The organism is Methylobacterium sp. W2 (genome assembly GCF_020662345.1).
Classification (GTDB): domain Bacteria; phylum Pseudomonadota; class Alphaproteobacteria; order Rhizobiales; family Beijerinckiaceae; genus Methylobacterium.
In genome coordinates this window covers 28,598-50,419 of the sequence record NZ_VMOA01000027.1, presented here as the reverse complement: position 1 = coordinate 50,419, position 21,822 = coordinate 28,598, and the positions used below count along the sequence as shown (strand labels likewise).

General features: G+C 63.9%; 26 protein-coding genes. 7 read left to right on the top strand and 19 right to left on the bottom strand.

Annotated features, from left to right (window positions below):
- Window positions 1-66: 66 nt before the first annotated feature.
- Both FPV16_RS15845 and FPV16_RS15840 read right to left on the bottom strand, forming a co-directional pair.
- Entirely contained in the window at window positions 67-417 is a 351-nt protein-coding gene (locus tag FPV16_RS15845) for a VOC family protein (protein WP_227439354.1), read from the bottom strand.
- Between the two features lie 17 nt (window positions 418-434).
- A complete protein-coding gene (locus tag FPV16_RS15840) occupies window positions 435-731 on the bottom strand; it encodes a DNA -binding domain-containing protein (RefSeq protein ID WP_227439353.1) in 297 nt (98 codons plus the stop codon).
- A 206-nt stretch (window positions 732-937) separates the two neighbouring features.
- Between FPV16_RS15840 and FPV16_RS15835 the strand changes: the two genes are divergently transcribed.
- Window positions 938-1,150 carry a helix-turn-helix domain-containing protein gene (locus FPV16_RS15835; protein ID WP_227439352.1) on the top strand — a complete coding sequence of 71 codons (213 nt, stop codon included), beginning with the start codon at window positions 938-940 and terminating at the stop codon, window positions 1,148-1,150.
- Here the strand turns inward: FPV16_RS15835 and FPV16_RS15830 are convergent.
- Window positions 1,142-2,041 carry a LysR family transcriptional regulator gene (locus tag FPV16_RS15830; protein ID WP_227439351.1) on the bottom strand — a complete coding sequence of 300 codons (900 nt, stop codon included), beginning with the start codon at window positions 2,039-2,041 and terminating at the stop codon, window positions 1,142-1,144. The genes FPV16_RS15835 and FPV16_RS15830 overlap by 9 nt on opposite strands.
- A gap of 107 nt (window positions 2,042-2,148) precedes the next feature.
- Window positions 2,149-3,045: a DMT family transporter gene (locus FPV16_RS15825; protein WP_227439350.1), complete on the bottom strand. Its 897-nt coding sequence runs from the start codon at window positions 3,043-3,045 to the stop codon at window positions 2,149-2,151.
- Window positions 3,046-3,140: 95 nt separating this feature from the next.
- Here FPV16_RS15825 and FPV16_RS15820 point away from each other — a divergent pair, with 95 nt between their 5' ends.
- Window positions 3,141-4,028 carry a LysR family transcriptional regulator gene (locus FPV16_RS15820; protein ID WP_227439349.1) on the top strand — a complete coding sequence of 296 codons (888 nt, stop codon included), beginning with the start codon at window positions 3,141-3,143 and terminating at the stop codon, window positions 4,026-4,028.
- Window positions 4,029-4,298: 270 nt separating this feature from the next.
- Window positions 4,299-5,555, top strand: a complete 1,257-nt coding sequence (locus FPV16_RS15815) for an IS701 family transposase (RefSeq protein ID WP_227439348.1) — start codon at window positions 4,299-4,301, stop codon at window positions 5,553-5,555.
- 439 nt (window positions 5,556-5,994) lie between these two features.
- On the opposite strand, the gene FPV16_RS26440 is transcribed toward FPV16_RS15815, so the two are convergent.
- The 12 genes from FPV16_RS26440 to FPV16_RS15755 all read right to left on the bottom strand — a co-directional run bounded on the left by FPV16_RS26440 (window position 5,995) and on the right by FPV16_RS15755 (window position 15,167).
- A complete protein-coding gene (locus tag FPV16_RS26440) occupies window positions 5,995-7,227 on the bottom strand; it encodes a DUF3363 domain-containing protein (RefSeq protein WP_413629309.1) in 1,233 nt (410 codons plus the stop codon).
- Window positions 7,228-8,335: 1,108 nt separating this feature from the next.
- The gene (locus tag FPV16_RS15805; protein WP_227439346.1) at window positions 8,336-9,250 is read right to left on the bottom strand and encodes a lytic transglycosylase domain-containing protein; all 915 of its coding nucleotides are present in this window, start codon (window positions 9,248-9,250) and stop codon (window positions 8,336-8,338) included.
- 4 nt (window positions 9,251-9,254) lie between these two features.
- Complete coding sequence (locus tag FPV16_RS15800; RefSeq protein ID WP_227439345.1) at window positions 9,255-9,590, bottom strand: DUF736 domain-containing protein; 336 nt, start codon at window positions 9,588-9,590, stop codon at window positions 9,255-9,257.
- Window positions 9,591-9,658: 68 nt separating this feature from the next.
- Entirely contained in the window at window positions 9,659-10,204 is a 546-nt protein-coding gene (locus FPV16_RS15795; protein WP_227439344.1) for a S26 family signal peptidase, read from the bottom strand.
- Complete coding sequence (locus FPV16_RS15790) at window positions 10,201-10,722, bottom strand: DUF2840 domain-containing protein (protein ID WP_227439343.1); 522 nt, start codon at window positions 10,720-10,722, stop codon at window positions 10,201-10,203. The genes FPV16_RS15795 and FPV16_RS15790 overlap by 4 nt, the downstream gene beginning before the upstream one ends.
- The gene (locus FPV16_RS15785) at window positions 10,719-10,973 is read right to left on the bottom strand and encodes a hypothetical protein (RefSeq protein WP_227439342.1); all 255 of its coding nucleotides are present in this window, start codon (window positions 10,971-10,973) and stop codon (window positions 10,719-10,721) included. Before FPV16_RS15785 ends, FPV16_RS15790 begins: the two co-directional genes overlap by 4 nt.
- The gene (parA, locus tag FPV16_RS15780; protein ID WP_227439341.1) at window positions 10,970-11,623 is read right to left on the bottom strand and encodes a ParA family partition ATPase; all 654 of its coding nucleotides are present in this window, start codon (window positions 11,621-11,623) and stop codon (window positions 10,970-10,972) included. The genes FPV16_RS15785 and parA overlap by 4 nt, the downstream gene beginning before the upstream one ends.
- Window positions 11,620-12,771, bottom strand: a complete 1,152-nt coding sequence (locus FPV16_RS15775) for a replication initiator protein A (RefSeq protein ID WP_227439340.1) — start codon at window positions 12,769-12,771, stop codon at window positions 11,620-11,622. Before FPV16_RS15775 ends, parA begins: the two co-directional genes overlap by 4 nt.
- Complete coding sequence (locus FPV16_RS15770; RefSeq protein ID WP_113866491.1) at window positions 12,772-13,041, bottom strand: helix-turn-helix transcriptional regulator; 270 nt, start codon at window positions 13,039-13,041, stop codon at window positions 12,772-12,774. It abuts the gene before it with no gap.
- A gap of 191 nt (window positions 13,042-13,232) precedes the next feature.
- Entirely contained in the window at window positions 13,233-13,724 is a 492-nt protein-coding gene (locus FPV16_RS15765; RefSeq protein ID WP_227439339.1) for a DUF2285 domain-containing protein, read from the bottom strand.
- 46 nt (window positions 13,725-13,770) lie between these two features.
- Window positions 13,771-14,025: a transcriptional regulator domain-containing protein gene (locus FPV16_RS15760; protein WP_227439338.1), complete on the bottom strand. Its 255-nt coding sequence runs from the start codon at window positions 14,023-14,025 to the stop codon at window positions 13,771-13,773.
- 299 nt (window positions 14,026-14,324) lie between these two features.
- Window positions 14,325-15,167, bottom strand: coding sequence for a DUF932 domain-containing protein (locus FPV16_RS15755; RefSeq protein ID WP_227439337.1), 843 nt, complete (start codon window positions 15,165-15,167; stop codon window positions 14,325-14,327).
- A 390-nt stretch (window positions 15,168-15,557) separates the two neighbouring features.
- Here FPV16_RS15755 and FPV16_RS15750 point away from each other — a divergent pair, with 390 nt between their 5' ends.
- Window positions 15,558-15,935 carry a hypothetical protein gene (locus tag FPV16_RS15750; RefSeq protein ID WP_227439336.1) on the top strand — a complete coding sequence of 126 codons (378 nt, stop codon included), beginning with the start codon at window positions 15,558-15,560 and terminating at the stop codon, window positions 15,933-15,935.
- Between the two features lie 67 nt (window positions 15,936-16,002).
- Here the strand turns inward: FPV16_RS15750 and FPV16_RS15745 are convergent, their stop codons facing one another.
- On the bottom strand, window positions 16,003-16,320 hold the full coding sequence (locus tag FPV16_RS15745) for a DUF736 domain-containing protein (protein WP_227439335.1): 318 nt from the start codon (window positions 16,318-16,320) through the stop codon (window positions 16,003-16,005).
- Between the two features lie 806 nt (window positions 16,321-17,126).
- On the opposite strand from FPV16_RS15745, the gene FPV16_RS15740 reads away from it, so the two are divergent.
- The 3 genes from FPV16_RS15740 (at window position 17,127) to FPV16_RS15730 (ending at window position 19,066) form a co-directional block, all read left to right on the top strand.
- Window positions 17,127-17,837, top strand: coding sequence for a dual OB domain-containing protein (locus tag FPV16_RS15740; protein WP_227439334.1), 711 nt, complete (start codon window positions 17,127-17,129; stop codon window positions 17,835-17,837).
- 138 nt (window positions 17,838-17,975) lie between these two features.
- The gene (locus tag FPV16_RS15735; RefSeq protein WP_183195496.1) at window positions 17,976-18,614 is read left to right on the top strand and encodes a DUF488 family protein; all 639 of its coding nucleotides are present in this window, start codon (window positions 17,976-17,978) and stop codon (window positions 18,612-18,614) included.
- Between the two features lie 14 nt (window positions 18,615-18,628).
- Window positions 18,629-19,066, top strand: a complete 438-nt coding sequence (locus tag FPV16_RS15730) for a DUF488 family protein (protein ID WP_227439373.1) — start codon at window positions 18,629-18,631, stop codon at window positions 19,064-19,066.
- 21 nt (window positions 19,067-19,087) lie between these two features.
- Here the strand turns inward: FPV16_RS15730 and FPV16_RS15725 are convergent, their stop codons facing one another.
- Together FPV16_RS15725 and FPV16_RS15720 are read right to left on the bottom strand one after the other, a co-directional pair.
- Window positions 19,088-19,498 carry a hypothetical protein gene (locus tag FPV16_RS15725; RefSeq protein ID WP_227439333.1) on the bottom strand — a complete coding sequence of 137 codons (411 nt, stop codon included), beginning with the start codon at window positions 19,496-19,498 and terminating at the stop codon, window positions 19,088-19,090.
- Window positions 19,499-19,635: 137 nt separating this feature from the next.
- Complete coding sequence (locus FPV16_RS15720) at window positions 19,636-21,684, bottom strand: ParB/RepB/Spo0J family partition protein (protein WP_227439332.1); 2,049 nt, start codon at window positions 21,682-21,684, stop codon at window positions 19,636-19,638.
- Window positions 21,685-21,822: the final 138 nt, after the last annotated feature.

The window sequence follows — 21,822 nt, the reverse complement described above, 5'->3', positions numbered from 1 at the left end:
GTTGCCGGATACCATGGCGTAGAAATCGGACGGGTCAGTTCGCGCCGGTAGGCGCATGATTGGCCCTCAGTCGTGCGTGAGAATATTCACCAGCCGTCCAAAAGGATCGCGCACGTAAAAGCGTCGAACGCCCCAAGCCTCGGTCACCGGGCCATATTCGATTACCAAACCGGCGGTGGATATCCGGCGGTAGACCTCATCCAGATTATCGACTTCGATGGAGAGATCGGGCACGGGCGTTCCCGCACCGCCCTCTGTCGCAATACTGATCTGCGGTGCCATAAGCCTCGACGACGCAAACGTCATGATCCATCCGTGATCCATCACGATGTCCATGTCGAGGATATCGCCAAAAAAGGCTTTGGCAGCATCCAGCTTTTCCGCCTGGATATTGGCGACGATACGTTTGACGGCCAAGTCCTATCTCCCTTCGACTACCGGCGTGGTTGGGCCTCGACTGCTGCTTGTTCCAGTATTTTGCGATAGCCGGTTTTTGTCATCCATTGAGCGCGGGCGAGATGGCTTTTCCAGCAAGCTCGTGTGCGGTCCATTTCCGCAACCGGATCGCGATGGAGCACGATCCGCGCCACCTCCGTCCAACCCGCTCCGTCCGTCTCGGCGTCCAGCAGGCGCAGATAGGTGACGAAATGCGCCTCGTCATAGATCGTCACCTCCGGCTCCATGGGGGCCAAGTCATCGACATCGGGGTCGAGTTCGGGTTTGACGCGCATCTGCGGCCTCCTTCCGGCACCGCGGCTCGGGACGATGATTAACTCATTTGGCTTCTCGTGTGAGACGGTTGAGACCTGGCGAGACAGTCGCGCCAAGCATCTCGCCGTCGCGAATAGTCGAAGCGATCCGATGAATATCACATCACGTGACGAATCGGAACTATCGTTCCTGGATCGATCATTCCTGTTCAGGCTCCGCTTTCGTCATGGATCTCAAGGAGATCATGGCGATCAATTTGCGTCGGATACGTCATGACAAGCGACTGACGCAGGAAGAGTTGGCGGACACCGCTGGCTTGAGCACACGCTATATCGGAGCGGTCGAGCGCGCCGATGTGTCGGCTAGCGTCACCGTCCTGGGTCAGATCGCAGATGCGCTGGGTGTCGAACCGGCCGAGCTCGTGACGAGATCAGGCTGACCGGCCCATTTCGGTAGCCAAGTCGAGCAGGTTTTTCAACGTGGGGCTGCGGTTGTGCGGGGACCACACCGCGCTGAACCGTGCCGGTTCGGCCTCATCTGCGATTGCGCGGAAAACGATGCCGGGGAACGGAATATGCGTCGTCGCCTCGGTCGTGAGGGTTATGCCGTCGCCAGCCGCCACCATCCCCATCAGGGTATCCCGCCCGACGTCACAGCGGCGAATACGCGGAGACTGGTAGCATTCGCTGACCCGGCGTACCACGTGGTCGAACACCTGAGGCCCCGTGCCACCATGGCGGATAAGGAACGTCTCGTCGGCAAGGTCGAGCCAGGCGAGGGATTTCCGGTCGGCCAGACCGTGATCCGCCGGCAAGGCGATGACCATCGGTTCACTCCATAGCTGTCGCGTATGGCAGTCGGGTGCCTGCACCGCACCGACGACGAAAGCCACGTCCAGCTTGCCATCGCGGACCAGCGCAATCGTTTCCGAAGATCGACCTTCTATGATCACCTGCTCGATCGTCGGATAGCTGGTGCGGAGCCGTCGGCGCAGATCGGCAAGGAAGCCACCGACGAGAGGACTTTGAAGCCCGATGCTGATATGTCCTTCGACGCAGTGTGAAATCGCGCCGGCAGTGCGGACGGCATGGTCTAACTGCTCGATACCGACACACACTTCGGAGACGAATCGACGTCCAGCATCGGTAAGTCGAACGCCTCTATGCCGCCGCTCGAACAGCAGGATGCCCAGTGCGTCTTCCAGCCGCTTAATCCGCGTACTCACACTGGATTGTGTCACGCCGAGAACGTTGGCTGCGTGGCGGAAGTTGAGGACTTCCGCGACCACAACGGCATGGCGCAGGGACGTGAGCGGAATGCTGTGCAGCATGTCACAGCCCGGCTCCGACACCTCCTTTCCGTATCCTGTCCTCCTCCAACGCATCGACGTCTACCGCGCATCTGAGAAGACGACGTTCGAAATCCAATGTTCTAACCTCACAGTCCCATGCCTTTTTGGATCTCTCGCTTGCTGGTGGTGGCAATCCAGATCCCGGCGAACACCGTTATGATGCCGATTGCGAGATTCCATCGGAGCGGTTCGGCTAACAACACGGCACCGACCAGGGAGGCGGTGACCGGATTGATGGTAACGGAGATTGCGACACGTGTCGGCGTCGTCCGCCCCAGAGCAAAAGCCCAGAGATAGAATGTGAGGGCGCTGCCGATGAGGCCGAGATAGAGTACGGCCAACCATTGCGAGGCGCCGAAACCCGAGACGGGGATAAAGCTGGCGCGCCACCATGAAATCGAAATGAGGCATATGGCGCCGACCGCCATCGCCATGGTGGTGAAGGGGATCGGACCACACCGGCGGACATAGGGGCGAGACCACACGCTATAGAGCGCCATGCAAATTGCTGCGCCAACCATCAGCAGATCCCCGCGCCAAGCGTCAGGTGGGGCTGAGGAAAGTCCTGATAGCAGCGCCGTCGCGACACCCGCCATGGCGACGAGCACGCCTGTGGATTTTCGCGCCGTCAGCTTTTCGACACCTAGTGCCGCGCCGACGACCATCGTGAGGACTGGCAGGGTCGACAAAGCCAACGCGCCGCGTGCCGCCGTCGTAAAAATCAGCGAGGCGTTGAACAGAATCGGAAAGAGGCCGAAGAACAACAGGCCCAGCCCGGCGATCGCGGGCCAGTCCCGGAGTGCGGGCCAGGGTGCCCGTTGAGCTAAAGCGATCGGCAGCAGGAAGATACACCCAAGGCCAAAACGGAACGATCCAATCGCCAGCGGATCGATCGAGCCCACCAGATATCGGGTTGCGCTGATTGATGTCCCGCCCAAGGCGCTCGATAGGACCGCCGCCAAAACACCCCAGATCTCGCCCATTGCCCGTCGCCATCTCCATGTTGTTGCGAGACCGTACTGCAAAAGGTATTAATCATGGAATAGAATTACTGGAATGTCAGTCATAAGGATTCGTCATGAGCATGCCCGTTCTTGATCTGGAACTCGTGAAAGCCTTTGTCGCGGTCGCAGACCAAAGGTCGTTCACGCGCGCTGCTGCCATGCTCAACCGCACGCAATCGGCTGTCAGCATGCAGATTAAGCGCTTGGAGGAACGGCTCGGTGTCGAGTTGCTTCATCGCACCAAAGTGAATGTGGATCTGAGCCCGGCAGGCGAAGGTCTACTGGGCTACGCGCGCCGCCTTCTAGTGCTAAACGATGAGGCTGTCGGCCGGCTACGCGACCACAAGGTCGAGGGAATCGTTCGGCTTGGCGTGATGGACGATTACGGCACCCTCGTCGTGCCGCCGCTGTTGGCAAGCTTTGTCTCCGGCTATCCGCATATTCATATCGAAATGGAAACAGGACTGACAGCGACAATGGGCGAACGCCTTGGTGAGGCTTTCGATCTCGTAATCTCGATGCATGCGGAAGGGCAAGGAGAGGGAGAGTTTTTACGGCGTGAACAGGCTGTGTGGGCGGCAGGAGCAGCGCATACCGTAGAGGAGCAGGATCCACTCCCCCTTGCGCTGTATCCGCAAGGTTGCCTGTTTCGCAAATGGGCATTGGAGGCGCTCGATTCGGCGAAGCGGCGATGGCGGCTTGCCTTTGTCAGCCATAGTCTCGGAGCCGCGGAATCGATCGCGGCTCAGGGCTTAGCGGTGACGGTGGTCAAGTCGGGGACCTTCCCGCCGAAGCTCAGGCCGCTTTCCGGTCGCGACGGCCTGCCGCGTTTGCCCGCCGCCGACATCCGCCTGCATCGCGCCTCGAATCTTTCGTCGGCCGGATCGCTGCTGGCAGATCATCTTGTTGCAGGCATGTCTAAACCGCATGCTTTCCGACAACATGAGATCGATACTTACTGACCGTGAAAGCTCGAGGGTCATCCCCTATACCCGGCGCGCCAGCCAGATGCCGAAAATTATAAGGGCTCGTGGCACAAATATTTGCGGAAATTACCACAGCTTGGACGGAAGCGGCTTCTGCGATGCCGACGACTGGCTGCAAAAATTGCAGTTGCGCGACTGTGGCTGCGCCAGCTTCACTAGCACTACTTTGGCAGAAGCGTGATTTTTGGGATTCCCTGCAGAGGAAATGCGTGATTCATAGGAAGCCAGCTTTGATGGAGGCTGGCGATGCAAGAGGATTGGCAGCGGGATCTCGAGCATTGGCTTGAGCCGTATCTGCAGAAGTTGGGTAACAAGACGCGGCGGCGGATGTGCCCGGCCTATATCGCCGGCTTGATTGGCCCCGGCGATCGCAAGAGCATCCAGCCCATGGCGGCCCGCGCAGACGCGCTCAGCTATGACCGGCTGCATCATTTCATCGGTGCCGGGATTTGGGACAGCGCGCCGCTGGAGGCGACGTTGTGGCGGCAAGCGGATGAGTTGGTCGGTGGCGACAAGGGCTGGCTGATCATCGACGACACAGCCCTTCCCAAGAAGGGCAAGGCCTCGGTCGGGGTCGCGCCCCAATATGCTACAGTACTGGGCAAGAATGCGAACTGCCAGACGCTCGTGTCGGTGACCTTGGCTTCGGGGGAGGTGCCGGTCATGCTGGGTTTGCGGCTATACCTGCCGGAAAGCTGGACCAGCGACACGGCCCGGATGGAGAGGGCTGGCGTGCCCGAAGATTTCCAATCCTATCGCACGAAGCCCGACATCGCCATCGAGGAGATCGACCGGGTCATTGCTGCCGGCGTGCGCTTCGGCTGCGTCCTTGCCGACGCCGGCTATGGCTTGCCAGCGCCGTTCCGGCAGGCGCTCAGTGCACGAGGCTTGCGCTGGGCCGTTGGTATTCCCCGGCACCAGAAGGTCCATCCTGCCGACGTGCAGTTGATCTTCCCGGTGGCAGGACGTGGACGACCACGGGTTCGGCATTTGCCCGACGTCAAATCCCGAGCAGCCCATGCCATGCTCGAAGATGCAAAATGGCGGCAGGTCAATTGGCGCCGAGGGACCAAAGGCCGCCTGACGGCTCGCTTTGCGGCCATGCGTGTGCGTGTCGCCGATGGCGCGCCACAGCGGATCGGCGCTGCTGGCGCACAGCATATGCTAGGTGAAGAGGTTTGGCTGGTGGGTGAGCATCGCTCGAACGGCGAGCGAAAATACTATCTCTCCAACCTTCCCGCCGACACCGCGATCAAGGACGTCGCCGGTGCCATCAAGGCGCGCTGGATTTGCGAACAGGCGCACCAGCAACTCAAGGAGGAACTCGGCCTAGACCACTTCGAAGGACGATCATGGACGGGGCTGCATCGCCACCTTCTCATGACAATGATGGCCTATGCCTTCCTGCAAACACGAAGGCTCGCGCAGGCGGGCCGGAAAAAAAAGAGTCTCCGGACCTCCGCCTCAGCCGAGCATGCCCGCCATCCGACAGGCCATCATTGACCGAATATCGCGACCTCCGCCGCGCCAATGCCCTCACTGCGGTGGGAGCCTATCAGTCATGCATCCCACACTTCTGCCAAAGTAGTGCTAGGCGGCGTGGACAAATCGTCGCCGCCTTTCTGGCGAAGGATTTCCACCTCTTCCTCGGACGCTACCTCGCTGCTTATGGCAATCCGCTGGCCGCGCTGAACGCCGCCACATGGGAACGATCGATATGTCGCTGGATGCACGGGTACTGGCAATTGCTCGTTGATCTGACTACCGACAAGGAAGAGGTGAGCGACCTCACTCTATCATGCCAGACTGGACGATGCGGTGACCGCCCGCCTTGAGGTCCAATCAGGGCACGTCTTAGCTAAAAAGTGCACTGGCAATTTGTCCACGCCGCCTATGACCGGCATCGCTTCGAGAGATTGCGACGGCTACGAACGATCGGTCTTCACAAACCCAATCCCCGCTGACGCCCAATTTGCCACGACACCGATCCACCTTGCACGATGCCAGTGACCTCGCGCCCAAGCTGCCGGTCGATGACAGGCCGCCACGGGACCAAGGTAAACTCGTGGCTTTTCTCGACGATGGCGAACTTTCCACTGGTGAGTTGAACCGACCCCGTGAAAGTGCCGCTGACCGTCTCGCCGTCTCCGGCAGCGCGGAACGACATGGGCCTGGTGACCGCCAGCTCGGCCCCGGCGCGGGCGACCTCGCGCGCTTCCAACGTCGATAGAAGATCGCGGCGATAAAGGACGCGGCCGTTCTGCTGACGGGTGGCGTCGCCTTGCTCGATCAACTGCTCGCGGCGACGGTCCATGGCCTGACTGACCTCCTGCCCGAACCCCGCCGGTGCGATGTCGGACGTGCCGCGCCCGACCAGCTTTCGGTCGAGCCAGGTCGCGCCATCCGTCGTGATCTGCTTTTCCAGATCGAAGGTCGAGAGGACGCGGATGTTGAGCTGCCGTCCCTGGCCCGCATCATGTGCGGCGGCGCGGGCCTCCAAGTCCTGCGGGATGCGCCAGTGGTCGGCGTCGATCCGATCGACGATGCCGGCGCGGCGCAGCGCCTCCAGACGGCGCACATGGGCATCGACGAACCCCTCATAGTCGCCGCCGGGCACACGGCCATCGAAGCGGGCCTGCTCCAGATGGCGGCTCGGCCGGTAGATGCCGTCTTCGGCCATACCAGCGAGGGCGCGGTCGGCCGGGCGTGGTCCGGCGTCGGTCGCGCCGATCTCGATGACGCTGCCGATGCGGGCGTCCGCCACCTTCGCCTGATCGACGCCGGAGACGTGATGGGTGTGGCCGTCGATGCCATCGATCACGAGGGTCAGGTTCTCGCCCAGTTCGTCCGAGAGATGCTTGTCGACCACGCGGCCGACGATCGGCGTCGCGGGCGCGGCGTCGTGGATCTGGAAGCTCATCGGATCGCGGTCGTGACCCTCGGCGCGCATCGCGTTCTGCATGGTGCGGACGATGTCGCCGCGCTCACCCATCTCGCGCAGCGTCGGCTCCAGTCTGTCGCTCAGGTCCCAGACGCCGGGTGACTGTTCGGTGGCGAGGCCCATCTTCTCCAGCTTGCCGAGACGGCGGATGCGCAGCGTCCGATCCTCCTGGCCGCGCGGATCGTCCGGCGCATGGCGCAGATCGAGCGCGCCGCCATCGGCCTCGTTCAGCATCGCCCGGTCGATGCGGGTAAAGCGGTCCTGATCGATCTCGACCGTCAGCTTGCGGCGCTGCTCGATCTCGGTGACGGGGCCGAGTTCCAGCGTCGTCAACTCGCTCGCCCGTTCGCGGATGCCATTGGCGAGATAGTCGCCGTTGATGACCAGATCCTCGCCGAGATCGTCGCGGCCGTTGACGACGACATGGACATGGGGATGACCGGTGTTGAAGTGGTTGACCGCCACCCAATCGAGCTTCGTCCCGAGGTCGGCTTCGAGTTGCCGCATCAGGTCGCGGGTATGGCCGGTCAGATCTTCGATCTCGGCGCCGTCTTCCGGCGAGACGATGAAGCGGAACTGGTGACGATCGTCCTTGCCGCGATCGAGGAAAGCGTCACCATCGGCGCGGTCCTCCGTCGCCGAATAGAGCCGACCGCGTTCGCCGTCGCGCGAGGTGCCGTCGCGCTGGATGTAGCGCAGATGGGCGGCGGCCTTGCCGCTCTTGCCGGCGGCGCGGACCGAGCGCGATTTGACGATGACACGGCGGCTGCCGGGCTGGCGATGGCTCCAGCCGTTCGACAGGTTGCGCGAGCGGACGAAGGCCGCGCCGCGACCGCGCTTGACGCCCCGGCCCGAGGCGACCGCGCCATTGCGGCCCGGCTTGCCGGAGGCTCCGGCGCTGCCGCGCGACACCCTCCCGGAAGCCGCGCCCTGCTGGCGGGCGATCTTTCTGACCTTGGTGAGGAAGCTCTTAGTCTGGCCGGCCTTCGACGCATCGGAGCGGATGCGGCCGGGTTTCGGCCGGAAGCGGTTGTCGTCGTCGGCGCTCATCGGCGGCAACCCGCCCGAACCCGCCGATTTCGACAAAGAGTGCCGCGAATAATGTGGCAGATACTGGCTTTACCGCGCCTCGCGGCACTATGCAGGCCCGGCGACGGTGCCGCCCCAAACAGTGTGCAGACAAGGGCTTGGCCACCGGATCGGACCCATGGGGTGCCGTCCGCTTTAATCTTGCCCTCCCGCCTTCCTACCCCTTCTGCCCGTCCTGACCCTGATTCCGCCTGATCCGATCCATACACGCTGCACACTGGAAAGCACCGCCGGGCACACCCAACCATCATGCTCATCGCGGCCCTCCCGTTTCTGCTCGGGCCACGAACAGGCCGCCCGACTGCGGCGCGATCGCCGAGAGATCGCGCACGGGCGTTGCAGCCAGAGTGTCATTCGACTGCGCAGGATCGGCGGGCGATGTGCGCTCGGCCTGCGCGACGAACAGCGGCGCGCGTGTCCATGACAGCGGATCGGCCACCGCAACGGCGACCGCCCCTGTGATCGCGCCGCCGCCGATCAGCGGTGCGAGCGTGGCGACATAGGCGCGGGTTTCGGCGGGCAATGGGCGACCGGAAAGATGCTCTTCGTATCGACCGGGACCGGCATTGTAGGCAGCGAGGAATCCCGGCGATCCGTAGCGGTCATGCAGCTCGCGCAGATACGCCGCGCCCGCCAGAATGTTGTCGCGCGGATCGTAGGGATCGCGGCCGAGCCGATGCCGGGCGCGCAAATCGTCCCAAGTCGCCGGCATGATCTGCATCAGACCCATCGCGCCCTTGGACGAGATCGCCCGCGCCTCGTTGGCGCTTTCGACGCGCATGACGGCCCTGATCCACGCCGCCGGGATGCCGAACCGCTGCGCCGCCTCGGCGATATGCGCGGCATGAGGATCGGTTTGGGATGGGGGCTGGACCGGCTCCGGCTGCGCCCGACAGGGCAGCGGCATTGCGACGGCAAGCATGGCAGACAGCAAAAGGACCGCCAATCGGACGGGCGTTCTGTCTCCGCAACGACGCCAGCCTGCCAGCGTGCTCGCTGCGGTCAAGGGTTCGCGCGAAGCGCCGATCTTCGATCGCCCTGGACCTACGCTGCGCGCGCCGGCCGACGGATCGTCGAGCGGGACGAAGGGATGAGACGGCCTGTTCGCGAACAAAGGGATGGGACTTCGACGGGACAGCAGGCGCGCAATTCTGAAGGGATAGTGCATGGGATCACTCCCGCTCGCCGCGCTTGACGGGTCGCGTCCAGTGCAGCGACCAGGCAGCTCCGCCGTCGTCATCGCGGAACAGGTTGGCGCGGATCGGTTGCGGCAAGGCGGGATCGTCGATCAGCAGCGAGATGTATTCGCCCGCGCGTTCGCCGGTACGTTTCCAGCCCGCGCCGATCTCCGGCCCGTCGTCGCCGCCGTGGTGGATGCGATAGTCCGGCGCGTTCTCGGCATCGGACGGCTCGGCCGCGACGATGGTGAGTTCGCGGAAGAGTGTGAACGTATGGATGCGCCCGACGAAGCCCGTCGTCTCGCGCGTGAATTGGCCTATCTGCGGCATGGAAGTCTCCTCGATGCTGGGGGTTGGGTGGAAGCCAGCGAGCAGCGCGCCCGCCGGAAACGTGGCGGTCAGCGCGTCGCGGCGCGCCAGACGAAGCGACCATCGCCGGCCTCGTCGGTGTAGATCGGCGTCGCGCGGCCGATGACGGTGCTGATCGGGATCGGACCGAAGTAACGACCGTCGAGGCTGTCGCGGACTTGCCGGTTCATCAGGAAGATCTCGTCCCCGGCGATGCGGCGGCAGCCCTGCCAGACCGGCAGGTCGCGGCCCGAGCGGTCGCGGTCGAGCGCCGCGCCAAGCTCGACGCCATCGACCGTGATCGTGCGGCGGATTCGGCAGACCTCTTGCTTTGGCAGCCCCATGACGCGCTTCAAGAGCGGTACACCGCGGCCGATATAGCCGCGCTCCACCATGAAGTCGGCGAGCGGCTCGGGCGGATCGATCGCGACCAGATCGGTGACGGTCAGGTCTTCGGGCGGATCGATGGCGTAGAGGCCGATCGGCGCGCTGGCGGAGACGTTCCAGACCAGTCGGGTCGGCGTCGGGATAAAGGACGCGATGGCGACGCCCATGATCGAAAAGTACGTCACCATCACATAACCGAAGCGGGTCATGGCGCGACGCTCCGGCGCAGAAGGAACGCCCGGTGCTGGTCGGCGCTGTAGGCGCGCGGCTCGTAACCGGCGGTGAGCCGGTTGTGGACGTGGCGCCAATGGTCGGGCGAAACATCCTCCGGATCGATGCCGATCGCCTGGATGGCGTCGATGTGGCGGAGCACCTGTTCGACCTTCGGCCAGCCGTCGATCTTGAGCAGGATGTCGCCGCCGGGCCGCACGAAGGGCAGCGTCTGATAGGGTTCGTGCGGCTCCACGGCGCGCACGATGTCGATGCGCGAGATGATCGTGCCGAAGTCGTTGGACGCCCAGCGGACGAAGGCGAAGATCGCACCGGGCCGGAATGCGAAGATGCGCCGCCGCCGGTCGATGACGGTTTCTGCCGCGAGCGGACCGAAGCGAACCCAGTGCTCGATCTTCTTCTCGATATGCGTCAGCTCGACATGGGTCAGTTCGTCGGACTGAAGCGCTGACGGCACGGGGCCGCCGCGCACGCGGGGAGCCGCGTTGCCGGTCATGGGGTATCTCCTTCGGTGGCGGGGAATTCGCGCGCGAGCAGATCGCGCAGCATGTCGGCGACGGTGACGCCGCGCTGGAAGGCGACGATCTTGATCCGGCCGCGCAGCTCCGGCGTGATGTCGATCGTCAGCCGGGCGGTGAACGCAGCGGCATCGCCGGTGCGGGCCGGTGGCGTTTCGGTCGCCTTGATCCAGCTTTCGGGATCGGCGGGACGCGCCGCGAAGCCGCGTTTCGGGGATCGCTCGCTCATGGCGCGATCCTTCCGATGTTGAGGCGGCCGATCTCGGCGGCCAGCGCGGCGATCTCGCGCGCGGCCGGACTGTCGGCGTCGATCTCCGATGCCAGCCGGCCTGACTGCGCGGCATCGGCGAAGACGACGCGCTGGCCGATGGTAGCGGCGAGCAAGGGCGGATCGTGATCGGCCAGCGTCTCGGCCGTCTCGCGGGCGATGACGGTGCGCGCACCGCAACGGTTGAGCACGAACCGAGCGGCCAGCTCGGGCCGGTAGATGCGGGCTTCCGTCAGCAGCGCCAGCATCTCGGCGGAGGCCCAGCCGTCGAACGGCGACGGCTGCACCGGGATCAGCACCAGGTCGGCAGCGAGTAGTGCCGAGCGCATCAGGCCGGCGACGCGCGGCGGGCCGTCGATGACGATATGATCGATGTCGCGGGCCAGCTCGGGCGCTTCCCTGTGCAGCGTATCGCGGGCCAGGCCGACGGTGCCGAACAGCCGTGGGCAACCCTCACGCGCCCGCTGCTGCGACCAGTCCAGCGCAGAGCCTTGCGGGTCCGCGTCGATCAGCGTGACACGGCTGCCAGTCCTCGCCCATTCGCCGGCGAGATGCAGGGCCAGCGTCGTCTTGCCGACACCGCCCTTCTGATTGAGCAAGGCGACGATCATGGCCGCCCCCGGTTCGGGCGAATGATGGTTCGCGTGCTCGCGGAATCCTGAGCCAGTCCACGTTTCGAGGCACCATTGACGGCACCGGCACCATGGTTCGCGCCCGCGCGCGTCAAAGATAAAGAGTTAGATTCTCTATTAGACTCTAAGTTAGCAGTCGGATTCCGCGTTTCGAGCCAAAGGTTTAACTGCGGTCCGTGCGCCTGATGTGCCGATAGGGCTGCGCCTGATGTACCGATACCGTTTGCGCCTGATGTACCGATGGCTTCCACAGCCTTATCCACAGGCACTGTGAATTGTTCGACGGGCCGGATTTGCAGGAGTTCGCGCCGTCCTTCACGCCAGATGTCGAGGCGGTATCCGGGCAGCGGCTGGCGGGCGGCGATGCGCCGGAGGTCGAGCGCAAAGTCGGAAATCCGCGCGAGGCTGCCGGACTTTTCGTGGAGATGGGCGATCTCGAACAGCCAGCCATGGGCCTGACGGCCGGCGTGCTTGCGGGCGACGCGATAGAGCCAGCGTTCGATGCCGCCGGTCAGGCGGAAGTAATCCGGGTCGATGGTCAGGACCAGCGAGCGATCGACGACGCCGTTGTAGAACCATTCGGGCAGGACGAACTCCATGCCTTCGACGCGGCCGTCATGGGTGGTCATCTCCTCCCACTCGTTGATCCAGGAGAATTGCCGCCGTCGCCAATGGACACCGTTGCGGATGGTGGTGGCGACGACGGTGGACTGGAGCCTCGCCAGCGAGGCCTTCAGCAACTGGTACTGGCGATTGCCGGTATCGCGGCCGATACCGCGCAGGAGCTGGTACGGCGTGAAGCGGAAGAAGCGCGACGTGCGCAGGCCGTGGTTTTCGGCCTCGACGATCTGGCTCGCCGCCCAGATCAGCACGTCGGCGTCCCAGATGGTCGCCATGCCGTGCTCGGGCATACCGAGCACCTGCACCTCGATGTCGGCGGCCTTGTAGAGGATGGGTCTGGTGCGCGGCGTCTTCGATAGCGAGAAGAACGGCCGCTCCATCAGGTCGCGTTGATCGCGCGGGCTGGCATCGCCCGTCGCGACGACGAAGGGATCGAGCCGCGCCCGTTCACTGCCGGCAAGGCGTTGCGTACGCCGTCCGGCGTCAGGGGAGGAACCGCCCGACATTCAGCGTGCGCCCCGTTCGGCGGGCGTCAGAGGCCGTGCCGGAAAGACCCGTTCGGCGTCCTTGTCGGTGGTGGATTTGCGGGCGGCGACCGCCGTCCAGGCTTGCAGGTCCTCCAGCGCATAGACAACGCGCCCGCCGATCTTGCGATAGGTCGGGCCGGTGCCGTAGGTGCGGTGCTTCTCCAGCGTTCGTAGCGAGATGCCGAGAAAGCGGGCCGCATCGGGCGTGCGCAGGAATCGGGGCGGCAGCCCCGTCTTCGGGTCGATCATGGAAATGCCTCCGGGTCGGGTTCGGCGGCTGTCGGGGGCGACAGCGGGCTATGGCGAACCGTGGCGGAGGATCGGCGGCTTGCAGCGTGCCGGAATCAGGGGGGTGCGAACTCGGCACCCGATGCCGGAATCAAAGGGGTGACGATCCGGCACCCCGGAGGGGCCGGCTCAAGCCAAGGCCACGCCGCTCCTCAGCGGCGGCGTGGCACCCGGACGGGATAGTGGAGCAGCTCGCGATAGCCGCCGCGCATGTAGAACAGGCCGTCCGCAACGAGGCGGCGGACCTTGTTCTTCAAGGGGCTGACCTCCCAATCGTTCTTCGACCGACCGCGAAAGCCGAGCAGCGCCTCGGCGATGACGCGATAGCTGGCCCCGGCCAGCTTTGCGTCGAGGGCGCGCAGAATCAGGATGTGCCGGTCGCGGGTCTGCGATGGAAGGTCGTGCCGCCGGTCGCCGGGCGGGCGTCCGGCCAGCGCCAGCCAGAAGCGCAACGCCGCTTCGGCGCGTAACTCGAACAGGGTGTCGAGCGGCAGGATGACGACGAAGCTTGTCGGACCTTCGGGCGGAGCGTTCGCGAGCCAGAAGCGATGCTCCCCGCCCGATCCGCGCCAGAGGCCGTGCCAGGTGCCATCGACGGCCGATCGCGCCGCGACGCCCGGAAGCCTCGGCAGCACGATGGGCATGGCAAAGTTGTCGGGCGGATCGCTCGATGGCTGGAGCCAGAAGGCGTCAGGCTGAAGCGCATGCGTCCAGAAGAGAGATGCGCGATCGGCGGGCTGGTCCGGGTCCGCCGCGAAATCGCAACCCCCATCGGTTGGTGAAGGCGGTCTGCGCGTGGGTGTCGTGGCGGGGTTTCTGCTTCAGGCGATGGAAGTCGCGGCGATACTCGTCGTCGCGACGGAGATATTCCCAAGCGAAGCCGGCGGCAGGAATGCTGTGTGCATGTCCATAGGCGGCCGGCGCGCGCCAATCGGAACTCGGCATGGCGTCACCTCTTTTCTTCCAGCATGGGATCAGCGCTGGAAAGACGAAGTGTCCACAACTTTGGATATACTCTGAAGCCAGAGTTACGGGATATGTAGATCGCGCAATGCGATCAATATTGGTGAATCATTGCTTAACATTGCGGACGTGTTTTGGCGAGCCGGGTGCAGCCCGGCGAGCGGCGGCCGTGGCATCGACACGGCTGCGCCGCCGATCCGGGTCCACGGATCGGCGGAAAATCGGATAGCCGTGCAAGAGCAAAGCCGTGCAACCGGAAACCCGGCTGCACGGCTCTACGATCATCCGCGTTTCAGGCGCTGCATGCCTTCGGCCAGCGTCCACAGCGCACGGTTCAGCCCGACATTCTGGTCGATGCCGTTGATGGGGCGGGTCTGGCTGCGGCGGATACGGCCCTCGGCATTGGTGCGGCGACCGTCCAGCCCGCCGCGTATCATGTTCTCCTGAATGACGTTGAACGTGCTCCACAGGCTTTGCCCGACATCCTCGCGGCGGCGCGGGGCGATGATCTGATCGGGGCGAACGGGGCTTTCCTCCTCGCCATAGCGGGCGACAAGGCTGGCCTCGGCCAATACGTGCCGCTCGTCCTGCGACAGGCGGGTCTCCTTCATCGTCTCCGTCGCATCGATCAGGCGGGGGAAGTCCTCGGCGACCGTATAGACTCCCTCGATGATCTGATCCTGTATGCCGCCCTTGTGAGGGACGCGGACTTCCTCGAAGCGCTCGCCCGCGATCATGCTGTTGGTGCAGACAAAGCGCAGCATTCCGGCGAACATCTGATAGGCCGACGTCCCGTCATGGCTGTTGACGATGATGACTTCCGCCGCCTCGGGCTTGCCGATGCCGTCATCGCGGCGCAGGCGCAGCATATGCTTGGCGTGGCTGTGCCGGCTGCCGTCGCGCGGCACCGACTGCACGGCGAAGAACGGAAACCATCCTTCCTTGCGCAGCCCCTCCACGATCTCGATGGTGGGGACGTACACATAGCGGTCCGACCGGCTGTCATGAGCCTCGCGGGCGAACACGGACGGGACGTGTCGGTAAAGGGCTTCGTTGTCGAGGGCTTCGCGCCCGCTGATCTGGTGGCTGTTGCGGCCGAACCGGGTGGCGAGTTGATGATACATGATCTGTCTCCGTGGGTCTGGGTTGGAGCGCAGCGCTGCGCTGCAACCCTGGCCGTCGCCGAGACCGGGGTAGCAAGGTGCAAGGGCGGCCGGGCCGGAGGGGGATCGCCCGGCCTGCACGGAACGGAGGAACGACGTGGAGGAAGGCCGGGGACACCGGCCCGGACGAGCGCCAGCGATCCCTTGCACCGCGCGGGGGCAGCGCCCCTAGCCAGACCCGCCCGGCATGAGCGCCTGCGGGCGCCGGGCACGGAAATCCGATCGGGATGTGCAAGGCCGTAGAACCTGAAAACCGTCCATCCTGATCGCCGTATCGCCTGACAGGCGGCAGGTTGGCTTTGGGCACGCGCATACCCACATGCAAGGCGACGATATGGGGAGGTAAATACTTTGGCGGACTATCTCGTAACCTATGATTTCAAGGTCGGCGCGCCGTCGCAGTACAGAGAGTTTGTCGAATGTGCGGAGATCGAAGGCCTCGTTTATGTGTACGATCGGGGCGACGATCTTGCGCGCCTGACCAATACGACGATCTGGGGCGTGTTTCCTGACAAAAAGGCCGCAAAGGCTGCTTTCGAACGGGCGCAAACCTCAGCGGAGAAGAATCTTGGCCGCAAGATCGTTCTCGAAAAGCGCGTCATCACCCAGATGGCTGATGTCTTCGTCCGCTCCGACATAAAGAAGCCCCGTGACGCTCGTTGGACCAAGTCGACGAAAATCGAGACCTGCCGCGCCCATCAAAAGAACGATCCTTTCTTCGCCTACTGAGGCAGGGGTGGCGACGATCATGACAAAGCCCCGCTCGGGCGAGCGGGGCTTCTGGAGTTGTCCGGCTTCAGTCGCCGTTGCGGCGGGACCAGATGAGGTTATGGGCTTCGCCGTCCTCGCCCTCGACCAGGCTGGCGTAGATCGGTGCCGGGAAGCTCGGATCGTCCAGCTTGACGGAGAGATATTCGCGCTGCGTCTCGCGGGCGGTCTTCTTCCAGGCCGCGCCGAACTCGGTGGCCCCTGCGAAGATGCGGAAGTCAGGGCCGCGCTCGCTTTCGCCCTCGGTGGGGACGAACTTGGCCTTGACGTTGAGGGTCAGGGTCTTGACCGCGCCGGTGAAGCCCGCGCCGTTTTCGTTCTTGGTGAAGGTGCCGATGGTCGCCATTGTCATGTTCCTTTTCGCATCCGGCCGCGCCTATCGCGGCCTCGATGGTGGTCGTGCGACCGGGGACGCGGCCCCGCACCCGTAGGGCTGCAACGCAGTGGAAGGCGGAGGGCGACGGCTTTTTTGCTTCGCGATGCAAAGCCGAAGGCGGCGGAAAAAAGCTGGCGACGGCCGTTGCGGGAAGCCGAGCGAGGCGCAGCCGGTCTTCGGTCAGACCCAATCCATTCGAGGACGCCGTGGGTGTGGCTGACAGGGAAATCAGAGGGACATGATATTGGTGGCGGTCGGCCTCCGCGCCAGACATGAGAACGGTGGACAACTGTCGGTCGGGTCAACCTGCCCCTGACCTTCGACGGCACGGCCAGTCCATGGTCCACGAGCAGACGTGGTTGCTTCCCGATCTTCATCCTCTTCGAAGCGCCGGCATTGGCAAGCTGGAGACGATCACCTGCTGAGCAACATGACCGTTCTCGCCAACTGGCGATTTGAGCTTCCCAACGCGCTACCCGGCCGAGGGTGTCGATGCCGAGAACGGAGACCCGCCCTCATGGTCCCGCCGCTGCTACTGTGGCCGGATATCTCTAGAAGCCCGGCTCGCCCGAGCGGGGCCTCATCATCGGAACGGCCATCCACTGCCGCTCTTCGCGTTAGCGATTGAAGCCGAATGGCGGAAACGCGCCTGTGGCGTGGTTCCGGCGCAGCCGAAAGCGCGGCCCGCAGGGCAACGCCACTCCTTCGCTCGCTATACTTGCAAAGCCACCCTGAACAGCACAGATTATAGCAAATAGGGGGAAAGGCTCAGATCAATGCCGACTTACGAACTAATAATAACGGATGTCACGCGATACGGTGATCTGTTCTGCGTCGCAGGGTGGGACTTGAACAATGGCGGCATGATCCGCCCGGAGCCGCCGACCGCGAACGCCGTCGCGGAAGCATCGCGATTCTGGACGGATCAGCACGCCGGGCCGGGCAAGTTCTTCGCTGTCGGCAATCGCGTTCGATTCGATGCAGCGACACCACCAGCGAATTTCCCGTTCCCCCATGCGACCGAGGATCGCGTTGTAATTGCCGGCAACAACAGCGCGGTCCTTGGTCAGATGACTGCCGCGCAGATCGCACACGCCGTCGCGGCTGGTGTATCAGCGTCGATCGACCAGGCCTTTGGCGGCCATTTGCATCGAGCCTATTCGGGCAAAGCCCATGTGGTCGCCGGTATGCAGACCGGCTCACTCGACGCCATCTTGATCCAGCCAGGGTCGATATCCTTCTACGAGGACAATCCATCCCCTGGAAAACGGCGGCTCCGCGCGCTCATCGACCAGGCTGGCGTCGAATATGACTTCTCCGTGCCCGCCGATGCCGCGAGAAGCCGGTTCCTCGCGGGAGGGGTAGCTGCATTGGAGGCCGATGCCGCCGCAAGCCAGAGCATTCATGTTCGCCTTGGCTTGTGTCGTCCGTTCGCGGCGATGCCGAATAGTTGCTATGCCCAAGTCAACGGTATGTATTTCCTGTGACCATCGCATACTACACGAGCAATTCGCATAGTCGGAAAAGTCTATATTGCGCGCGAAGATTGCTGGTCGCGCAGGTGCATCATTGATATGATCGCGACGCGCTGAAAATGGAGATCGTGTCGGACGAACGGTCGTAGCATGAAGGAGGCTGGGTTGGCGGATGCGGCTGTAGAGGTTCTGACGATCGGGCATTCGACACTGCCCTATGAGCGTTTCCTCGCGCTGCTGCGTCAGGCGTCGGTCACGGCGGTCGCTGATGTCAGGACTGCACCGTTTTCGCGGCACTTCCCGCACTTCAATAGGGATACCCTGCGCGACGAGCTGCGCCAGGACGACGTTGCCTATGTCTTTCTCGGTGAAGAACTGGGTGGGCGTCCGAAAGGCAAACGATTCTTTTGCGACGGCGTGGCCGATTACGAGAAAATGGCTGAGACGCCCGACTTCGCGCGAGGACTGGAGCGTGTCATCGACGGGGCGAAGAAGTATCGCATCGCCATGATGTGTTCGGAGCATGATCCGCTCGATTGCCATCGCTGCCTTCTGGTGGGCCGGGCGTTGCAAGAGCGCGGGGTGGCTGTCCGCCATATTCTGAGCGGAGGTCAGATCGTCGATCATCGGCAGATTGAGGACAGGCTGATGGACATGGCGGGCAAGAGCGATATCGATCTCTTCGAACCGCCCGCAAAGCGACTTGCCGCAGCTTATCGGGATAGAGCAATGAAAGTCGCGTTTTCCGAGCGAGAAACCAGCGCGCGAAAACCGGCGGCGGCGGAGTAGATGATTTGAGCGGTGTGGATTTAACGACGATCGGCTTCACCAAGACCACGGCCGCCAAATTTTTCGACCGGCTGAAGAGCGCGAGCGTGAAAAAGGTGATCGACGTCCGGCTCCACAATACGTCGCAGCTCGCGGGTTTCGCGAAAGCCGATGACCTCGCTTTTTTCGTGAAGACGATCTGCGGCGCGCAATATGTGCATCAGCCGCTTCTCGCCCCGACCGACGACATCCTGAAAGCCTTCAAGCGGGACAAAGGCGACTGGGGTATCTACGAGAATTCGTTCATGCGGCTGATGGCGCAGCGCAAGATCGAGGACAGGTTCAAACCCGAAATGTTCGAAGGCGGATGTCTGCTGTGTTCCGAGGACAAGCCCCATCATTGCCATCGGCGGCTCGTCTGCGAATATCTGAACAGCAAATGGGACGGCACTTTGAAAGTCAGGCACCTCTGATCCTGCCTGACCAATCCACGGTCACAATTGATACGGAATCTTACGGACCAACCGCATCAGCGCCGAACCGCCGCCGAACCCGCCACCCATGATGCAGAATATCTCCCGCCAGACCTCGGACGGCACGTCGCCCGTGACGCCGTGGACGAGGGCGTAGCCCGCGACCGCGGCGGGCGCGGCGAAGACCAGCGCCACAATCGCGCACAGGACCGGCGAGCGCAGGGATGCGAAGGCGATTACCAGCAAGCCATAGGCTGCGGCCCCGGCGACGAGACCGACGAGGCCCGCGCCGATCAGGCCGGAGCCGGAAACATAGGCCCATTTCGCCGCCTCGATGCCCATCATGAAGGGTAGCGCATAGACGGCGAGCGTATAGGCCAGGGTAGAGAGACCGGCGACCAGCGCGACGGTCATCAACATGAGTACGATCATCGAACGATCCTCCTTAACCCGATGACCGCGAAGGGCATCGGATCGGTCGCGCGGGGTCGATCCCCGGGCGACCGATTTTTTTTGGCGTGATGGACGGAAGGAAGGCCGGGACCGCTCGCGCGATCCCGGCCCGGTCCTCACTCGGCGGCGATCTGGAAGGCGTCACCGTCCTGCTGCGGCTCGTCCAGCCACGCGAGCCGCGCCGTCCGTAGGGCGGCGGGTAGCCATCCTGTTCCGGCCAGAAACTGCTCGGCGGCATCCGCCATGTCCGTCTTCTTCAAGCCCGCGATCCGCTCCGCCGCCTCGTCGCTGACGGCCTCGCGCACGACGGCGAGGATATGCGCCTTGGTGACGCGACCGAGATAGGCTCGCACGGTCGGCGTCCAGTGCGCCGTCATGTCGAGCGCCACCGCCGTCGCCAGCTTGTCCGCCGTCGCATGGGCGTGGGGCTTGCGCTCCCACGGCTGCTTGACCGCATTGACGGTGAGCGAGGCGCAATGGGCGAACAGCGCCATGATGCTGGCATGGTCCAGACCGGCGATGAAGCCCCACAGGTCGGCAACATCACGCGGCATATCCGCCGCCCAACCGGCATGACGATCCGCCAGCGCCTTGCCCGCCGCCGTGTCCTCGATGCCGTCCGCGTGGGAAGCAAGGTAGCTGCTCGTTGGGCGGATTTCGAGGCAGGCGGCATCCACCCCCCGATAGAAGGTCTGCGCCGCCAGCGCGTGGGTGACGGCGATCAGCGCCATGTCCGGCTGCTCGCCCAGAGCAAGGCGAAGGCCCAGCGTCCGGTGCGAGGTCAGGTCACGGATGAGAAGGTCCGACAGCGGCTTGCCCGCATCCCCCGTATCTTCCTCGGTCTCGATCGCGGAAACGGCATTGCCGTCCTCGTCCCGGTCGCCGTCTTCGATGATCTCGCCATCGCCGTTGACGCGAACGCTGTCGATCACGCTGCCGCCTTCACCGTCCTGACCTTCTTCGGTTTCAGGGAACTCATCCTCGGCGCGGATGAAGCCGCGCTCGATGCGGGCTTCCCCGTCATGAGAAAGGATGACGAACACACCGCCACGGGCGATGTCGTCCGCATCATAGGCGTGACGCAAGGCGTCGATGCGCTCGATCTCGGCTTCAAGCTCCCCGAACCGCCTATCCACGTCATCGGGCAGTTCCTCGGCGCTGTCATACTGCTCGGACAGGGCGTCATATTCGCCTTGCGCAGCGGCATAGGCTGCTTCGTCTTCCTCCGACAAGGCCATCAGATGCGGATAGGTGCGGCGCAAGCCGTTGCCGTGCGGATAGTCGATATGGACAGACGCCCATTTCCAGCCTTCCCCGGCCTTTATGGTGTCAGCGATCCCGTCCAGCTTCTCGATCACCAGCCGGTCGAGCAAACCGGCATCCTCATAGAAGCCGCCGCGATCCTCGGTGAACAGGTCACGCAGGATCACGCCACCGGCTTCGATATAGACTTCCGCGCCGACGAAGACCGCCCGCCGTTCCGTCGCCGCGATGTGCATCCGGGTCAGGTCGCGCCGGATGGTGGAAGGGTCCTTGTTCCACGACAAGTTCTCGTAAACCTGCTCCTGCCGCGCCGGATCGTCCACGATGGCGAAGGCCATCAACTGCTCCAGAGTCAAATCCCCATCGCGATAGACCTGCATCAGCCTGGGGCTGACCGCGCCGAGACGCATCCGCTGGCGCACGACATGGGCGCTCACGCCGAAGCGGGCGGCGATTTCCTCCGCGCCCCAACCGCGCGTTTCGGCAAGCTCGCGGAAACGCTCGAACTGGTCGGCGGGCGAAAGGTCTTCGCGGGTGACGTTCTCGTCCAGACTGATTTCGCTGGCGTCGTTCACGGTGTCGATGACGCAGCGGATGGGTTCGGTCTTCTTGATCTGCTTGCGCTTCACGCGCAGCAACTGCGCCAGCCTGCGGCCTTCGCCGATGCTGACGAGATAGAAGCCGGTCGCAGCTCCGTCCGTGTCTAGCTCCGGCTCCACCACGAGGTTCTGCAGGATGCCCTTGGCGTGGATGCTCGCCGCCTTCGCCTCGATGGACGCTTCGCTGTGCGGCGTCTTGCGGGCGTTGTTCGGATGCTTCTTGAGCTTGTTGAGCGGGATGAACACCTCCGTGCCGGTGAAAATGGCGGGGGTGGCGGTCGTATCATTGGCGATGGTCGTCATGGTCTTGCTCCTCATGGGCTTGGGTTTCGCGCAGCGAAGCGCCGCGCTGAAACCCTGCCCGTCGGCGAGACCGGGGGGTGCAAGAGCCAGGGCGGCCGGGGTGGAGGGGGATCACCCGGCCTGCACAAGCGGATGTCC

Bases quoted from the DNA above. Each gene is read 5' to 3' on its own strand.
- parA (WP_227439341.1), bottom strand. From the start codon at position 11,623: ATGATCGTCGCCTTGCTCAATCAGAAGGGCGGTGTCGGCAAGACGACG.
- FPV16_RS15785 (WP_227439342.1), bottom strand. From the start codon at position 10,973: ATGAGCGAGCGATCCCCGAAACGCGGCTTCGCGGCGCGTCCCGCCGAT.
- FPV16_RS15820 (WP_227439349.1), top strand. From the start codon at position 3,141: ATGAGCATGCCCGTTCTTGATCTGGAACTCGTGAAAGCCTTTGTCGCG.
- FPV16_RS15795 (WP_227439344.1), bottom strand. From the start codon at position 10,204: ATGACCCGCTTCGGTTATGTGATGGTGACGTACTTTTCGATCATGGGC.
- FPV16_RS15830 (WP_227439351.1), bottom strand. From the start codon at position 2,041: ATGCTGCACAGCATTCCGCTCACGTCCCTGCGCCATGCCGTTGTGGTC.
- FPV16_RS15765 (WP_227439339.1), bottom strand. From the start codon at position 13,724: ATGCCCATCGTGCTGCCGAGGCTTCCGGGCGTCGCGGCGCGATCGGCC.
- FPV16_RS15835 (WP_227439352.1), top strand. From the start codon at position 938: ATGGATCTCAAGGAGATCATGGCGATCAATTTGCGTCGGATACGTCAT.
- FPV16_RS15840 (WP_227439353.1), bottom strand. From the start codon at position 731: ATGCGCGTCAAACCCGAACTCGACCCCGATGTCGATGACTTGGCCCCC.
- FPV16_RS15790 (WP_227439343.1), bottom strand. From the start codon at position 10,722: ATGACCGGCAACGCGGCTCCCCGCGTGCGCGGCGGCCCCGTGCCGTCA.
- FPV16_RS15825 (WP_227439350.1), bottom strand. From the start codon at position 3,045: ATGGGCGAGATCTGGGGTGTTTTGGCGGCGGTCCTATCGAGCGCCTTG.
- FPV16_RS15815 (WP_227439348.1), top strand. From the start codon at position 4,299: ATGCAAGAGGATTGGCAGCGGGATCTCGAGCATTGGCTTGAGCCGTAT.
- FPV16_RS26440 (WP_413629309.1), bottom strand. From the start codon at position 7,227: ATGCTGAACGAGGCCGATGGCGGCGCGCTCGATCTGCGCCATGCGCCG.
- FPV16_RS15760 (WP_227439338.1), bottom strand. From the start codon at position 14,025: ATGCCGAGTTCCGATTGGCGCGCGCCGGCCGCCTATGGACATGCACAC.
- FPV16_RS15725 (WP_227439333.1), bottom strand. From the start codon at position 19,498: ATGATCGTACTCATGTTGATGACCGTCGCGCTGGTCGCCGGTCTCTCT.
- FPV16_RS15770 (WP_113866491.1), bottom strand. From the start codon at position 13,041: ATGATCGACCCGAAGACGGGGCTGCCGCCCCGATTCCTGCGCACGCCC.
- FPV16_RS15805 (WP_227439346.1), bottom strand. From the start codon at position 9,250: ATGCACTATCCCTTCAGAATTGCGCGCCTGCTGTCCCGTCGAAGTCCC.
- FPV16_RS15745 (WP_227439335.1), bottom strand. From the start codon at position 16,320: ATGGCGACCATCGGCACCTTCACCAAGAACGAAAACGGCGCGGGCTTC.
- FPV16_RS15775 (WP_227439340.1), bottom strand. From the start codon at position 12,771: ATGTCGGGCGGTTCCTCCCCTGACGCCGGACGGCGTACGCAACGCCTT.
- FPV16_RS15720 (WP_227439332.1), bottom strand. From the start codon at position 21,684: ATGACGACCATCGCCAATGATACGACCGCCACCCCCGCCATTTTCACC.
- FPV16_RS15735 (WP_183195496.1), top strand. From the start codon at position 17,976: ATGAAGGAGGCTGGGTTGGCGGATGCGGCTGTAGAGGTTCTGACGATC.
- FPV16_RS15740 (WP_227439334.1), top strand. From the start codon at position 17,127: ATGCCGACTTACGAACTAATAATAACGGATGTCACGCGATACGGTGAT.
- FPV16_RS15800 (WP_227439345.1), bottom strand. From the start codon at position 9,590: ATGCCGCAGATAGGCCAATTCACGCGCGAGACGACGGGCTTCGTCGGG.
- FPV16_RS15755 (WP_227439337.1), bottom strand. From the start codon at position 15,167: ATGTATCATCAACTCGCCACCCGGTTCGGCCGCAACAGCCACCAGATC.